The sequence below is a fragment of the Shewanella sp. VB17 genome, from assembly GCF_013248905.1.
Lineage (GTDB): Bacteria > Pseudomonadota > Gammaproteobacteria > Enterobacterales > Shewanellaceae > Shewanella.
On the sequence record NZ_JABRVS010000001.1, the window covers coordinates 4,145,929 to 4,161,581 of the forward strand.

12 protein-coding genes are annotated in these 15,653 nt (G+C 40.4%); 2 read left to right on the forward strand and 10 right to left on the reverse strand.

All coding sequences use genetic code 11. The features are described 5' to 3' along the window. Positions 1-54 precede the first annotated feature (54 nt). The 3 genes from HQQ94_RS17950 to HQQ94_RS17960 all read right to left on the reverse strand — a co-directional run bounded on the left by HQQ94_RS17950 (position 55) and on the right by HQQ94_RS17960 (position 3,687). Entirely contained in the window at positions 55-1,155 is a 1,101-nt protein-coding gene (locus HQQ94_RS17950; protein ID WP_173295703.1) for a polyamine ABC transporter substrate-binding protein, read from the reverse strand. A 212-nt stretch (positions 1,156-1,367) separates the two neighbouring features. Then, positions 1,368-2,717: a glutamine synthetase family protein gene (locus HQQ94_RS17955; protein ID WP_173295704.1), complete on the reverse strand. Its 1,350-nt coding sequence runs from the start codon at positions 2,715-2,717 to the stop codon at positions 1,368-1,370. A gap of 421 nt (positions 2,718-3,138) precedes the next feature. Continuing rightward, positions 3,139-3,687, reverse strand: a complete 549-nt coding sequence (locus HQQ94_RS17960; RefSeq protein ID WP_173295705.1) for a cupin domain-containing protein — start codon at positions 3,685-3,687, stop codon at positions 3,139-3,141. 230 nt (positions 3,688-3,917) lie between these two features. Between HQQ94_RS17960 and HQQ94_RS17965 the strand changes: the two genes are divergently transcribed. Continuing rightward, positions 3,918-5,225: an FAD-binding oxidoreductase gene (locus HQQ94_RS17965; RefSeq protein ID WP_173295706.1), complete on the forward strand. Its 1,308-nt coding sequence runs from the start codon at positions 3,918-3,920 to the stop codon at positions 5,223-5,225. 551 nt (positions 5,226-5,776) lie between these two features. On the opposite strand, the gene HQQ94_RS17970 is transcribed toward HQQ94_RS17965, so the two are convergent. Together HQQ94_RS17970 and HQQ94_RS17975 are read right to left on the reverse strand one after the other, a co-directional pair. Continuing rightward, positions 5,777-6,364, reverse strand: coding sequence for a GNAT family N-acetyltransferase (locus HQQ94_RS17970; RefSeq protein ID WP_173295707.1), 588 nt, complete (start codon positions 6,362-6,364; stop codon positions 5,777-5,779). Positions 6,365-6,434: 70 nt separating this feature from the next. Continuing rightward, positions 6,435-9,254: an alpha/beta hydrolase family protein gene (locus HQQ94_RS17975; RefSeq protein WP_375335701.1), complete on the reverse strand. Its 2,820-nt coding sequence runs from the start codon at positions 9,252-9,254 to the stop codon at positions 6,435-6,437. 300 nt (positions 9,255-9,554) lie between these two features. Here HQQ94_RS17975 and HQQ94_RS17980 point away from each other — a divergent pair, with 300 nt between their 5' ends. After that, the gene (locus tag HQQ94_RS17980) at positions 9,555-10,562 is read left to right on the forward strand and encodes an isocitrate dehydrogenase (protein ID WP_173295709.1); all 1,008 of its coding nucleotides are present in this window, start codon (positions 9,555-9,557) and stop codon (positions 10,560-10,562) included. Positions 10,563-10,706: 144 nt separating this feature from the next. On the opposite strand, the gene rlmM is transcribed toward HQQ94_RS17980, so the two are convergent. The 5 genes from rlmM to thiI all read right to left on the reverse strand — a co-directional run bounded on the left by rlmM (position 10,707) and on the right by thiI (position 15,622). Further along, the gene (gene rlmM / locus HQQ94_RS17985) at positions 10,707-11,789 is read right to left on the reverse strand and encodes a 23S rRNA (cytidine(2498)-2'-O)-methyltransferase RlmM (protein WP_173295710.1); all 1,083 of its coding nucleotides are present in this window, start codon (positions 11,787-11,789) and stop codon (positions 10,707-10,709) included. A 170-nt stretch (positions 11,790-11,959) separates the two neighbouring features. After that, positions 11,960-12,349, reverse strand: a complete 390-nt coding sequence (locus tag HQQ94_RS17990) for a DUF423 domain-containing protein (protein ID WP_173295711.1) — start codon at positions 12,347-12,349, stop codon at positions 11,960-11,962. After that, the gene (locus HQQ94_RS17995) at positions 12,342-13,019 is read right to left on the reverse strand and encodes an alpha/beta fold hydrolase (RefSeq protein WP_309247258.1); all 678 of its coding nucleotides are present in this window, start codon (positions 13,017-13,019) and stop codon (positions 12,342-12,344) included. The genes HQQ94_RS17990 and HQQ94_RS17995 overlap by 8 nt, the downstream gene beginning before the upstream one ends. After that, positions 13,000-13,911 carry a transcriptional regulator GcvA gene (locus HQQ94_RS18000; RefSeq protein WP_173295712.1) on the reverse strand — a complete coding sequence of 304 codons (912 nt, stop codon included), beginning with the start codon at positions 13,909-13,911 and terminating at the stop codon, positions 13,000-13,002. The genes HQQ94_RS17995 and HQQ94_RS18000 overlap by 20 nt, the downstream gene beginning before the upstream one ends. Positions 13,912-14,167: 256 nt before the next feature. Then, positions 14,168-15,622, reverse strand: coding sequence for a tRNA uracil 4-sulfurtransferase ThiI (gene thiI, locus HQQ94_RS18005; protein WP_173295713.1), 1,455 nt, complete (start codon positions 15,620-15,622; stop codon positions 14,168-14,170). Positions 15,623-15,653 lie beyond the last annotated feature (31 nt).

Here is a 15,653-nt window from a genome sequence, read left to right on the forward strand (position 1 = left end):
TCTACAGAGGTATCTAACGATTTGCTTACACGTTAAAAGCCAGATTGGCAGTATTCAGTAGCCTGACTTAATCTTGGTCCAAACTCGCGTCATTACCCGTTGAGCTTTCATTGGGCGAGCATCTGCAACATAGAGACGTGTTAATATTCCGGCTGTAGGATAAATGGCAGGATCATTTAAGATATCTTTATTAATTAAGCTTTCAGCAGCAACATTGGGATTAGCGTAAGCAACATGATCCGTGATGGGTGCAATGACATCAGGTCGAAGTAAATAGTTTATGAAAATATGCGCATTATCGACGTTTTTTGCATCAGCAGGGATCGCTAACATATCAAACCACAGGTTAGCCCCTTCTTTAGGTATTGAGTAAGCAATCACCTGACCGTTCCCTGCTTCTTTGGCGCGAGCTGCCGCTTGAAACACATCCCCAGAATAGCCAAACGCGATACAAATATCCCCGTTAGCCAAATCGGTAATATATCGTGATGAATGAAAGTAGGTCACAAACGGCCTTACCTTATCCAACACTTCGCCAGCTTTTTTATAATCCTCAGTTTTAGTACTGTTAGGATCTAACCCTAGGTAAACCAATGCCATAGGTAACATTTCATCAGCAGAATCGAGCATTGATAAACCACACTTAGACAGTTTCTCTGCGTACTTAGGGTTAAACAACAGCTCAATGGAATCAATAGGTGCATCGTCACCTAACAAGTCTTGCACTTTTGCTTTGTTATACCCGATCCCGGTGGTGCCCCACAAATAAGGCACAGCATATTGCCCCCCAAGATTAACAGCCGCTAACTGTTGCATTAATTCTGGCTTTAAATATTTATCATTAGGAAGCTTACCTGAATTTAATGGCTGGAAAGCACCGGCTGCTATTTGTTTAATCAAAAAGTTATTCGATGGCACTACAATATCGTAACCAGAACCACCAGAAAGCAATTTAGCTTCAACCACTTCGTTGCTATCAAACACATCATAGATAACTCGAATACCCGTCTCTCTTTGAAAATTAACTAAGGTGTCTTCGGCAATATAATCAGACCAATTATACACCTTAACAATTTCTTCCGCTGTGAGAGCCATACTGGATAAAAAACCAATACTGATTAACACCAACACCATTGTACTTTTAGCAAAGCTCATACTACCCCCTTGATTTAGCGTCACAGTCCACAATAAGTAACGGTGAGTATTCACTATCAAGTCAGTTTATTTATCAACCAATGTTACACCTTAAAACGACATCAGCAATGTAGACAGCCTAAAGGGAAAATAGCGTCCCTATCCCCCAATTTACGATAACACGCTATCCTATTTCCCTCTTTACTTCAGCTTACAATACCCAAATTGAATCGCTAAACCGTTAGCAACAAATACTCACGTTCCCATGAACTGATCACTCGCTTATAACTGGCTAAATCAGCTTGCTTTACGGCGATATAGCCTGTAGTAAAGACTTCTCCTAAGTACTCACGGCACACGGTACTTTCAGCCATCACGACTAAGGCTTCTTCTAATGTCAGCGGCAAACTGATGCTTTGTCGAGTCTCGTTAGCTCGGCCTTGAACTGGTGTTGATGGCTTAACATCATCAACCATGCCGATATAACCTGCGAGTAAACTTGCTGCGATAGCTAAATAACTGTTGGAATCAGCGCCTGCAATACGGTTTTCAATACGTAAGTTTTGAGGAGAAGACTCAGGAATTCTCAAACCACAGGTTCGATTTTCTTCACCCCATTCCAGATTAATGGGTGCAGATGTCCCCGGAAGAAAACGCCTAAAAGAATTCACATTAGGGGCCAACAGAGGTAAAAACTCCGGAATATATTTTTGAAGACCGCCAATGTAGCTAAAAAATAAGGGACTATAACTTCCATCCTCTAAAGAAAAAATATTGTTACCCGTGTCTATATCCACCACGCTCTGATGTAAATGCATGGCACTGCCCGGCTCATCGGCCACAGGTTTAGCCATAAACGTCGCACATACATCATGTTTTAGCGCCGCTTCACGCAAGGTACGCTTAAACACAAAAACCTGATCTGCCAATGATAAAGGATCACCATGGCTAAAGTTAATCTCCATCTGGGCCGTGCCCTCTTCATGGATCAGGGTATCAATATCAAGCCCTTGAATTTCACACCAGTCGTACATGTCTTCAAAAAGTGGATCGTATTCATTCGCTGCATCAATTGAAAATGATTGACGGCCAGACTCTTGTCGACCACTGCGACCCATAGGTGGAATAAGTGCTTGATCGGGATCTTTATTTCTACGAGTAAGATAAAACTCCATCTCTGGAGCAACAACAGGTTTCCACCCTTTTTTTTCATACAGGTTGAGCACTTTTCTCAACACATTTCGTGGTGAAAGTTCGACGGGGTTGCCCATTTTATCGAAAGTATCATGAATAACCTGCGCAGTCGCTTCAATGGTCCATGGCAGTTTGAATACTGCATTTTCATCCGGCACACAGATAAAATCGATGTCAGCTTTATCTAATAATGCATCATAGGGTTCATCTTCAACATAATCCCCCGTAACCGTTTGTAACAACACACTCTCAGGCATTCTCATGCCTTTTTCATTAATAAATTTAGCCACTGGAGCAATTTTTCCACGCGCAATACCAGTCATATCACTAATGACGCACTCAACTTCTGTAATTTTATGTTCTTTTAAATAAGCAGTTAACTTTTTCATTCTTACCTCAATATCTTGGTGATTGCGCTTAATGTAATAAAAAGTCCTCCCGAAAATCCCATCTTCAATGCATCACACATAGCGCCAGTATTAATACTCACTTTCAGCTTGAGGGACAATCGACCAATTTCATTTTGCCGCACAATGCATACCGACTTATGGGAACATTAACATCAGAGATATCAGTATTTAATGCAGATAAGTGTTTGCTTGTTTTATAAAACATTACACTGGAAAAAGATCACAAGCAATCGTACAAAGGCATTCAATTAACAGCATGTAAGAAGCAATAAAAGAAAGCTAAAATCTTTTATAACATAGCGATATAATAGTTAATGGCTTACAAATTGACTGGAGGAAATGGTTTTGCTTTAACCGGTAAAGCAAAACATAATTACATAATATTATTCATAAAATACGATTAAAAATTGGCTGGAGTGGTTGCACTAACAAGCCGGCATTTGTCTGTAAAAGGATTCCTGAATCTATGGGGTATTTCACTATTAAAGTAATAGCTATCTCCAACCTCAAGAGTAAACACTTCGTCACCCACGGTAAGTTCAAGCTTGCCTTCAATCACCACCGCGGCCTCTTCTCCCTCATGTTTAAGCATCTCTTCACCAGTATCAGATCCTGGAGGATAGGTCTCACTTATCACTGACATGGCTCTGTCAGGGTAATCTTTGCCCACCAACTTATAATCTACATTACCATCACCAATATCCAATAGTTCATCATTACGATAGACAATTTTAGACTCACTTGTCAGTGTATTTTCCATCGAAAAGAAGTCAACTAAAGACATAGGCAGCCCAGATAACACTTTTTTTAATGAACTCACCGATGGACTCACGCTGTTTTTCTCTATCATAGAGATAGTGCTATTGGTCACACCCGCTCTTTTGGCAAGCTCTCGCTGGGACAACCCTTTACTGTTGCGGACAGCTTTGAGACTAGCTCCAATATCCAAATCAACCTCTCCTATTTCAATGCCTTGATAGTCAAAAATGCATGAATGTTCGTATCAAAATAATGCCATTAGAATGGCATACTAATTTGTATCAGACAAAAAAGCATGTTAAATATAATCCACAATCGCGAATTATATACACCATCAAAGCTGTGTTAAGCCCCATTGGCTGACAATAAACAGTGTGTAAATAAGTCATAGCCATAAAAATAAACAAGCATGGATAAGTAATGCCCGTCAGTAATCCCATTCACAGTAATGATCACCCCTCATCCTACTATTACAGCACTGCTAAAGCGCTATGCGCTCACCCCCAACTACAGGAAATCGTTAACGCCGATATTTGCATCATTGGCGGAGGGTTCAGTGGGATTAATACTGCAATTGAACTGGCACAGAAAGGATTTTCAGTGGTGCTCTTGGAAGCAAAACGTATTGGCTGGGGCGCATCGGGAAGAAATGGCGGCGAGCTTATTCGAGGTATTGGACACAATGCAGCGCAGTTCAAACACATCATTGGCGATGAGGGTGTTAACGCCATTTGGCAAATGGGATTCGAAGCGGTCAATATTGTCAAACAACGTATCACCGAGCACAATATCGATTGTGATCTGCAACTGGGTTATTGCGATCTTGCCATCAAGTCTCGCCATATGACTGAACTGGCTCAGGACTTAGCAGAGCTACAAGCCCATGGCCAAGATCGAGGCTTTACGCTACTTGACAAAGCCGACATCCAACAAGTCATTGGCTCGAACTGTTATCAAGGGGCTTTGGTCGACATGAATAGTGGCCATCTTCACCCATTAAATCTAGCACTTGGAGAAGCTAAAGTTGCCAAGGCTCTTGGAGTAAAAATATTCGAATACAGCGCAGCGATAAAGATCATCAAAGGCAATAAACCGCAAGTGTTCACCGCCAAAGGCAAAGTGAACTGCCAATATTTGGTGCTCGCTGGCAACGCTTACATTGGTCATAAAATCAACAGCTATGTAGGAGGAAAAGTACTGCCAGCAGGCAGTTATCTGCTAGCCACCGAACCATTAACAGACGAGCAATGCCAAGATATTATCCCACAAAATATGGCCTTCGCCGATCTGCGTATCGATCTCGATTACTTTCATCTATCTGCTGATAACCGCCTACTCTTCGGTGGACTGTGTACTTATTCGGGTAAAGATCCTCACGATATCCAAGCCGCTCTGCGGCCTAATCTTGAAAAAGTGTTTCCGCAATTAAAAGGGGTGGCAATAGACTTTCAATGGGGTGGCATGATAGGTATAGGCGCCAATCGTTTACCTCAAATCGGACGACTACCGGATTGCCCTAATATTCTCTACGCTCAGGCATATGCAGGCCATGGTGTCAACGCCACCCATATGGCGGCTAAACTCATTGCCGAAGCCCTCACAGCTCAAGCTGAACGTTTTGATATTTTTGATAAAGTGCAGCATATGACCTTCCCCGGAGGCCCTATTTTTCGCTCCCCCCTGTTAGCAGCTGGTATGTTATACCACAAAATGTTAGACTTATTTTAGCGATCAAAGAGGTTAATTAACATTTAATATCTCTTATCCAGAATCGATTATTTATCGCATAACAAGTTGTAAATATCTTTCGGTGTTGGGTTCATTTGACTAATTTGATGTTTGGACGCTAACATAAGTACCATCATTAAATTGATATAGTTGTGAGTGCGATATCAGAAGCCCGCAGCATTATCTATACCTTGCTCTTATCAACACCAATAAAGTAAAGCCTTGTTTCTTATACTTAATGTTTTTGGTTACAGCATTTAAATTGCCAGTCATTCTTATTGCTTAAGCCCATCGTCATAATTTACTAAATTTTTAGAAGATCCCAATACAACGATTTAAATTAAACATAAAAATCAAATGCTTAAATACTTAAATACAAAATTGACAATTCAACTAACAGAATGGTATTTTCAACAACAAAAACCAATAAAAACCTTGAAATCTAGCTATATCAAACCTTCCAAAAGTAAATATCTAGATAAAAGAACAAAAGACACCAAGTCAACATAATGTGTATTTTAAAGTGCCCCAAAAATAAGATATGAACTACATTATGTTAACTCTGTATTCAACTTCGACGTCAATATATGATCTTGCCACCTGCCATCGATCTTCAAATAAGATTTAGCCAGCCCCTCCTTTTCAAACCCCAATGAAGCAAGCAAGCGTCCACTACGTTCATTGTCAGGAATATAGTTCGCCATTACACGATTAAGATTAAATTCGCTAAACACATAGCCTAACCCTGCAAGCAGTATCTCACGCATCACACCTTGGCCCTGAATCGTCTTATCAATTGAATAACCAAGATAGCAAGCTTGAAACGGGCCCTGTATGATATTGGTAAAATTACACACACCCAATACCTGACCATTCAGATCCGCTGATATCTCGCCATCTCTGTCTATATTGCCACGCGCAACAAAATTGACGGCTCCTCCTGCAACAAAAAGATCGTTACTCGCCTGAAGTCTTGCTCTAACCTGAGATTCATCAAAGTAACCTTGTTTTTTTTCAGGCTCCCATGGCGAAAGATGTGATCGATTATTCTGGTAATAATCGGTCAACACTTGATACTCGTAATGCTGTAATAAAGTCAGTACTGTTCGCTCTGTCATTATCTTAGGAACTGTTAACATTCTGTATCCTTTATTATGTTGTTACTTAAATTAGTCTCATCAGCCCCAACAATAGCGATAATACGAGATCTTAATCAGCCTTCTTGTACTCAGAATATGCTTCACCTTGTGAGAGCCAAATTGGCGCTGGTTTACCTTTTAAATAATGATCAAAATACTCCATCATACGAACACTATAATCGAGTTTATTAGCATATTTCTTCAGATGATGAGGTTCATCTTCATACTGCAAAAATATCACCTCTTTACCCGCGCGGCGCATAGCAAGATAAAGTTCGATACCTTGTTCCCAAGGTACTGCGTCATCTTTATCACCAAACATAATCATCATTGGTGTCTTAATACGTTCTGCATAAAAAACTGGCGAATTCTCAATGTACTTTTGTGGTGTGCTAAACAAGCTTTCGCCGATACGACTTTGTCCGATTTCGTATTGAAACTGTCGAGCTAAACCAGTACCCAGTCTAATACCGCTATAAGCGCTGGTCATATTTGATACTGGTGCACCCGCAACTGCTGCCTTAAATATATGAGTCTGAGTCACAGCAAAAGCGGTCTGATAACCACCCCATGAATGCCCCTGGATCCCTATAGCATCAGGATCAGCCACTCCCATTTCAATCAGTTTTTGCACACCAGATGTTAATGCTTGTACCGAGGTTGCTCCTGGGTACCCTACCTCAAAACGTATATCAGGCAGAAAAATAGCGTAACCATTATCGGCATACCAGGCAAAGTTAGGTCTATGATTCAGCTTCATTTGTGGAAAAGCGTGAAGCCTGTCACTCATAAACCGATAAAAATAAACAATAACAGGGTAACGGTTACCTTCTTTATAATGAGTGGGTTTAATTAGTACCCCATCAAGTGGTTGCCCATCACCATTAGTCCAATGTACTAACTCTGACTTACTCCAGTTAAAAGCACGTTTTTGTTCATCAAAATCTGTTTGACGCATCGCTTTTTGCGGTGCTAAGACATCAGCAGTATACAGATCAGGGAAAAGATCATAACGCTCTTTCGAGAAAACGATCCTGGGGGCATTTTTACTGCGTGCTAACATCTTTAACTTATAATCACCTGTCATTAAAGTCGTCACACCAGCCGTGCCTATTTTAGCTTGATAGTAGCCATCACCTTTTGTTCTATCATTATAGCCATGCAGTAATACCTGTTGATCAACGGCCAATATTTCAGGGGTATTCTCATTTTCAATCAAGCCAGTCACTCGATACTGAATCCCCTGTTTACGCCCTTTTCCTGCCGTCAGTTTAAAACCTTCAAAAGAAGTCGTGTTCATCTGCCAAATATCATATTTGTCATAGATAAGCAGTCCTGCATCATCTTCTAACCAAGGGCCAAAACCGTACCCTGGAGCACTAGATGGATAATCATGATCTTCATCGACAAAAGAAACCTGTAAAACTTTTGTCAAGATATGGCGCCGTGCTGTAGATATCTCATACAGGTAGACATCACCTTGCTGGTAATAGGCAACAAAACGCTCTCTGGGAGACAACGTGGGTTGCTGCTCTGTATCCTGCTGGCTCAATAAAGATATCTTATGACCTGTATTAATATCAATAAGGTAATAATCACGATAAATACCAGCCCAAGTGCTCATCTTTCGATAAGGGATATCTGAACTGGCTAATACGTATCTTGATTGCTCCTGTAGGAGGACATCAGGAACTTGGGCATCGGCAAGTTGTACTAAATTATTTTCTCTTAAATGCAACACTGCAAGATACGTTCTTTGTAGCTCCTCCTCATATTTGTTGATTTCATTAGGCTTAATAAGAGGATCCTCTCCATGCCAAATTCTCAAACCGCGCTGTTCGGTGACAATATGTTGATCGAAGAGATCCTGCTGTTTAGTGATCTTCTTAAGCTCAACTTGCTGCTTAACATGAGGCACTCGGCCAAAAAAAAGACGTTCACTGTCTTTAGAAAAATGCAATTGTGTATAACGATTCAACTTCCAATCTGTAGATACCGGTGTCGGAGTGACCTCTCGAGTCGCTATATTCAATAACGAAAGCTGATATCTACGACCATAAGATGCTTGTTCGATATCACCGTGAGTAAAAGCGATGTATTGACCATTTTCACTTAAAGAAACCTCGCCAATTTGTTGATTATTAAACTGGCGAACAATTTCTTTCTTATTGTTATCCAATGAAACTAACACCAATTGATGCTTTTTTGATTTAATATTATTACTTGCTAAAACAAGATGCTTACCCACTTTATCGAAATAAAAACGAGTCACATGGGCTATTTTTTGACTGGTACCACCTTGGAGGGAAACTAATCTAAGCTCACTGCCTTCATCAAACTTATCCGCGGTCCGCTTTGTTTTTAGATTGGCATCTGCCACTCGCTTATCTTTATCATCGCTTTGTTCGTTCTCTTTAGGCTCAAACCAAATAGCTAAATGTGTACCGCTTTCATTAAAGCTAAATTCTTTTACACGTTCAAAGCGACTTTCTTTACCCGTCTTAGTGTCGAGCAGTACCATGCCTAGCTTATATTTTTCATTCTCTTTGTTTGAAGCCATTTCCTTTTTCAGCAAAGGTGGCTCTACAATAAAGGCGACAAAATGACCATCACGACTTACTTTCGGCTTAGATCCCCCTTCTACAATAAACTGACTTGATGTCGTTATACGCTTAACCAAGCCATGACTGTCACCACGATCAGGCGCAACTTCCACTGCAAATATCTCACCTGTTGCAGAAATAACAGGGCGTTTGAGCGATTCAAACTTCATTATCTGATTTGTGGTGATAGTATTGCGATTAGATGTCTGGGCTGATGCAGCATAAATGTGAGTACAATTAAACATCACTGGTACAAGCAACAACAATATGGCAGGTAGTCTTTTCAAGGTCTTCCTCATTTTTCTTATTTTAATTAACAGGGGTAAGATCTTATTGACTCATCATCTGACTTTCATTAGGTTTTTGTTCAACTTTTTTAACCTTTAACGAACAATTATCCTGATTATTTTTAGTGAATACTACCAATACGGTATAAAAACGTGAGGCTATTCACTATTTTCTGTGAAAAATATTCAAAAGTGTTTAAAATAAAGAGGTAGATTATAAAAAAATCATTCTAAGTCATATCGTCGTGTCTTTAGACATGGCCTGACAATAGCAGTACAACGAAACGTTGAAGGACTCTCATGTCAAAAAAAACTATAACCGTGATCCCTGGTGATGGGATTGGACCTAGCATTATTGATGCAGCAATAAAAATTCTTGATAAAGCAGGTTGTGATTTTGAATACGAGTTTGCCGATGCTGGTTTAGTCGCCCATGAAAAACATGGTGAATTATTACCCCAGCGTACTCTCGATTTAATAGAGAAAAACCGCATCACGCTAAAAGGCCCTTTGACCACGCCTGTGGGAGAAGGTTTTACCTCAATCAACGTATCGCTACGTAAACGCTTTAGTCTTTATGCTAACATTCGTCCCGTCTTATCTTTTAAAGGGACTCAGGCTCGTTACGAAAACATTGATATCATCACAGTCCGTGAAAATACTGAAGGTATGTATTCAGGTTTAGGACAAACGGTGTCTGATGATGGTGCAACAGCTGAAGCAACCAGTATCGTGACCCGTAAAGGCGCAGAGCAAATAACCGTATTTGCTTACGAGCTTGCTCGCAAAGAAAATCGTAAAAAAGTCACTATCGTACATAAAGCAAACATCATGAAATCGACTTCGGGACTATTTTTAAAAGTCGCCCGAGAAGTCAGCTTACGCTACCCTGATATCATTACTGAAGAAATGATTGTCGATGCAACTTGTATGAAACTGGTCATGAATCCTGAAAACTTTGACGTTATGGTAACGACTAATTTATTTGGCGATATTCTATCAGACTTGTGCGCGGGTCTTGTTGGTGGTCTCGGCATGGCTCCTGGTGCCAATATCGGTAAAGATGCAGCCATTTTTGAAGCTGTACACGGTAGTGCACCTGATATTGCGGGTAAAAACCTAGCCAATCCGACATCCGTTATCTTAGCTTCTATTCAAATGCTTGAATATTTAGGCATGGCAGATAAAGCTGAAAACATTCGTTCGGCAGTCACTGCCGTCATTGCTAAAGGGGATCGTACGACACGCGATCTTGGTGGTACCCATGGTACAACCGATTTCACTCAAGCAGTCATCGATCGTTTATAACTTTTATCTCACAATGAAACAGTCAGTCTACTGATATTTTTAGGCTGTTCATTTAAAAAGTGACATCACTTTTTATGATAAAGCAGATATTAAAAAAAGCCCTCTACTTTGTATCGGGCTTTTTTATCATTGTATGACCATAAGTCAACTCATTTGAGTAGGGTTTAAACTAAGGTAAACAGTGACTTCATCACGATCATGATAAAGGTGCTTACACTTAATTGAAAAGTGCTTTATTTCATTATCATTAAGCACTGTCTCCATATTAGCTAAAATAGCAGAGACATCCTGATAACGGCTTTTCATGGGTAGCTTAAGATTAAATATCGCTTCTTTAAACCAACCTTTAATCGCCCACGTTGCGACTAAGTCAGCAACACGGGTCGGCTTTTCGATCATATCGCAGACCAACCAGTAGATATTCTTACGTGGAGGCTCAAAACGAAAGCCATCGGCCTGATAATGCTTAACCTGCCCTGTCTCCATCAAAGCTTCATCCATAGCACCATTATCAATCGCTGCGACAAACATACCACGGCGCACTAGCTGATAAGTCCAACCACCTGGACAGGCACCTAAATCCACGGCATTCATGCCACTGCTTAACCTTAACTCGTGTTCTTCTTCTGGGATAAAATGAATAAATGCTTCATCAAGCTTCAAGTTAGAACGACTGGGTGCATCCGTTGCCATTTTCAATCTGGGGATCCCCATCGGATAGGGAGAACTATTATTACTGAAAGACACACCAACATAGGCCGTACCGGATGCCACAAAACACACGTGTATAATTGGACGACTGCTATTCTCTTTTTTCAGTAAGTGTCCTGAATTTTTCAACTTTTGTCTCAAAGGAACCGTAAACTTACGACAAAAAGCAGTCCTTTCTTTCGCTTCATTGGTATCAGGAGTCTCAACCCTTAACTCACCTGCATTCCTGACATCTGACAACGCAGCTAAAATAGGTGTGATCCGATCGTTTTCTGGTAAGTTTTTTAACAGCTCTTTGGCAGCAAAAATCTGTCGGGTAAAAATGAGTGAATCCAATTTAATTTTTTGTGCCAAGACACTTGCATCCCCAGCATTAAAACACTGAAAAATGACATAGCCGTCTTTTTTATTGGTTTTAACAAAACCACCAATATCAAGTTCTGTTGCACGATGTTGTATCTCAGCTGCACACTCTTTTTCATAGCCTGAGCGGCAATACAAAAATAGATTAATCATTGGAAATTCCTGAAGCGGGTCAATAAACAATAGATGCCAAATATAACAACCATTGGATTTATACCTAAATCACTCTCAAAGTGCTGGATCCTGAACTTTGAGGTCATCTTGGATATACATCTGATAATGGCCGCCATTCTACACTTTATGATGTGTGAATACGATCATCCTTAACCATCAAGCTCAACAACTCTGTTGCGCCACACTGTCAGCGCAATCAACAACCAACCGACTAAGAAGCAAACACCGCCTATCGGTGTGATAGGTCCTGTCCATTGAGTATCAAACAAGGCATAAATATATAAAGAGCCTGAAAACAAAATCATCCCAACAATAAACAGATAACCCGCCCAGTCGAGTAAACGAGAACGAAACCAATGACCAGAAAAAGCGACGGCAATCAGTGCAAATGTATGATAAAACTGATATTCAACTCCTAGATTAAAGATGACTATCATCTCTGGTGATGCAACTGTTTTTAATCCATGAGCGGCAAATGCCCCCAGCACCACAGACATAAACCCACTTAATGCCGCTAATAAAAAAAAACCTTTACGCATTTTTTTGACCCTGAATAAAATCAATACAACACGAAATAGCAATGCCTAAATTCATGTCTTCAGTCATACCTGAAGACTTTCTTGGTACAAAACTATGATCGCCATCCACTAACCAATATAATTGCGTTTGATGCATTATCGGCCAGCTTTCAACCAATTCTCTCCCGCCAAATTTATCTCTTTCTCCCTGTATCACACACAATGGTGCTTGACTCAACTCTATCGGCGCTAATCTAGGATCCCCTCCTTTTAAAGGAATAAAGGGGTAACCTAAACAAATAACTCCGTCTACCGATGTTTTCTCAGCCACCATTGCTGCCATACGACCTCCCATCGACTTTCCCATTAAGAATAGACGCTTTGGGGCAAACTTATCCTTAATTGCTTCAATGTGTAAGTTGAAATCTTTAAGCAACTTAGGGGCTCTATCCGGTGGACGACGCTTACCATCAATCTCATTTGCACGCATATAGGGTAAATTAAAACGAACAACGCCAATATTGGACTGACTTAATCCCTTTGCCATCCGCTCCATAAAGCAAGACCGCATGTTTGCGCCTGCACCATGAGTAAAAATAACGACCGTCTCACTCATATCACCATCAATAAGACATTCACTTTCTAATAAACCTTCGGCTTCTAATGAATCTTTAACCAGGAAGCAATTCACTGCGTGACTCCTCCTCAAACATGTCTAACATCCATTCCCTAAACGCTGCAACTTTACCAATATCTGAATGGTTCTGTTGACACACAAGATAATAGGCATTTTTACTGACAAGTACTTCAGGAAAAGGGCACACTAAACGCCCTGCTTTAATGTCTGGTCTCGCGAGCACACTATATCCCAACGCCACGCCTTGCCCATAAGCTGCAGCTTGCAGTACAAGTGATGAGTGGCTAAAGATTGGGCCTTGATTCACATTAATATCATTAATCCCACACTGCCTAAACCATGCTTGCCAATCATGCCGCCCCATATCATGCAATAATGTATGATCCTTAAGATCGCTAGGTTTCTCTAATGGCTTTGGTCCACTGAGTAACATAGGTGAACAAACAGGGATTAATACCTCATTTCTTAATTTATCGGCTCTTAATCCTGACCAACTCCCTTGCCCGTAATAAATAGCAACATCAACATCATCAGGCAAAGCTCCATCTTCATCATCAACTGCTTTTATACGCACATCAATATCTGGATTTTTTTCACTAAATTTAGCTAATCTAGGCACTAACCATTGAATAGCAAAACTAGGAGAAGTACTTACGGTAAGCGAACCTATCGCACTTCGAGCGAGTAATCTGTCTGTCGCTTCCGTTAACTGAACAAAAATATCTTTGATATCCAAAAAATAACCTTGTCCTTCTTCAGTCAATAGCAAAGAACGGTTTTTTCTACGAAATAACTTTAATCCAAGATATTCTTCAAGTGCCTTAATTTGATGACTTACAGCAGCCTGAGTGACGAACAACTCTTCAGCCGCACGAGTGAAGCTCAAGTGCCTTGCTGCAGCTTCGAATGCTTTAACGGCATTTAGAGGAGGTAAGCGTCTAGACATAACGTTCCTAATTTCATATTTTAATTAGTTTTTCTAATCTTTATTGTTACATTTTATGGTTTAAAAAGGGAAGATGTTTTGGCTAAATTCTACCCCAACAAAATAATGACGGCCAAACAGCCTCTACAACGTAAATGGGATCGTGTTTACCCTCAACTCACATGAAGATCATTTTCAGGGGAAGTTGACGATATATTAAAAAGCCGCGACACATAATATGCTCGCGGCTTTCATTTATATCAATCGAGTCAAAATCCTAGGGGCGATAAACTTTCACATTTTCATAACCTTGCTCTTGAAGATAAAGAGCTTGTAGCTTGCTCATGACACCTCGATCACAATAGAGCAAGTAAGTGTAAGCTTTATCTAAGTCTGCAAACATTGTCGCAAGCTTAAAGAAAGGAATCGACTTAATCTCTACGCCAGTGATCTCCAAAGGTGATTTTTCTTCCTCTTCTGGCGCGCGAATATCAATGACGATCTCATTTGAATGAATATCAGTTATCGTTTCAACCGCAGTGATTATCGTCTCTGTACTCGTAGCAATCTCTTTAATATCGATCATAACAGCAGCGTCAACAACACGCTCAATCAGATCTTCAGAGAATTTTAATTCTTCAGTTTCAATTTTTGATAACACAGCTTTAACGGTAGGACGTTGAGAGATAACGCCACAATATTCAGGGATCGTCTTAGAAAGATCTTCAGTCCCTATTCGACGACTTATGTTGATAATATCTTGTTTATCCATCGCGATAAGCGGACGTAAAATAAGCTGGTCGGTACAACGGTCAATCACATTAAGGTTAGTGAGCGTTTGGCTAGACACTTGCCCCATTGCCTCTCCCGTTACCAGAGCCTGAATACCCATTTTATTGGCTATTTTAGCCGCTGCACGCATCATCATACGTTTAAGCACCACCCCCATCTGTCCATTGTCTATTTTCTCTAAGATTTCAGTGACAACAGGATCGAAAGGCACAGAGATAAATTTAACATTATGTGACTCACCATATTTCTGCCACAGATGATAAGCGACTTGTTTGACGCCTATCTCATGTTGGTCGCCACCTAAATTAAAGAAACAATAATGAGTACGTGAGCCACGTTTGATAAACTGATAACTAGACACACCAGAATCAAATCCGCCAGAAATAAGAGACAATACACTTTCTTGAGTAGCCATAGGATAGCCACCTAAGCCAGCAATACGCTTATTGACCAGATAAAGGCTTTCTTTATCTATCTCCAAGTTTATAGTTATATCAGGGTTTTTAAGTTTAACCCCTGTGGCTTCAGTAAACTGGTTCAATCCGCCACCTACATAACGCTCAACTTCTATCGATTGAAAGTCATGGTTCCCTACGCGCTTAACCCGCACACAAAATGTCTTACCAGCGAGTTGCTCTTTATAAACGGCTAACGTCTGTTGATAAATATCATCAATTGATTCAAACTGACTCTCGCTCACTTGAAGTACATGAGCAATACCTGGAATACAGGCTAGTCGTTCTGCAAAAGGTTCAATTAAATCTTCCCTCTCCTCAGGTACCAGAACCATGATTTTATCCCATTCACGCTTAACTTTAGCACTCTCATCGACCTTTTTAAGCACATTACGAATATTAGTTTCAAGCATTTTGGTAAATCGCGTTCTTACCGGTTTGCTTTTCATCATGATTTCAGGGAACAACTTTACGATAAATTTCATCAGGACTTCCGAGGAAAGGAATTAAATTATA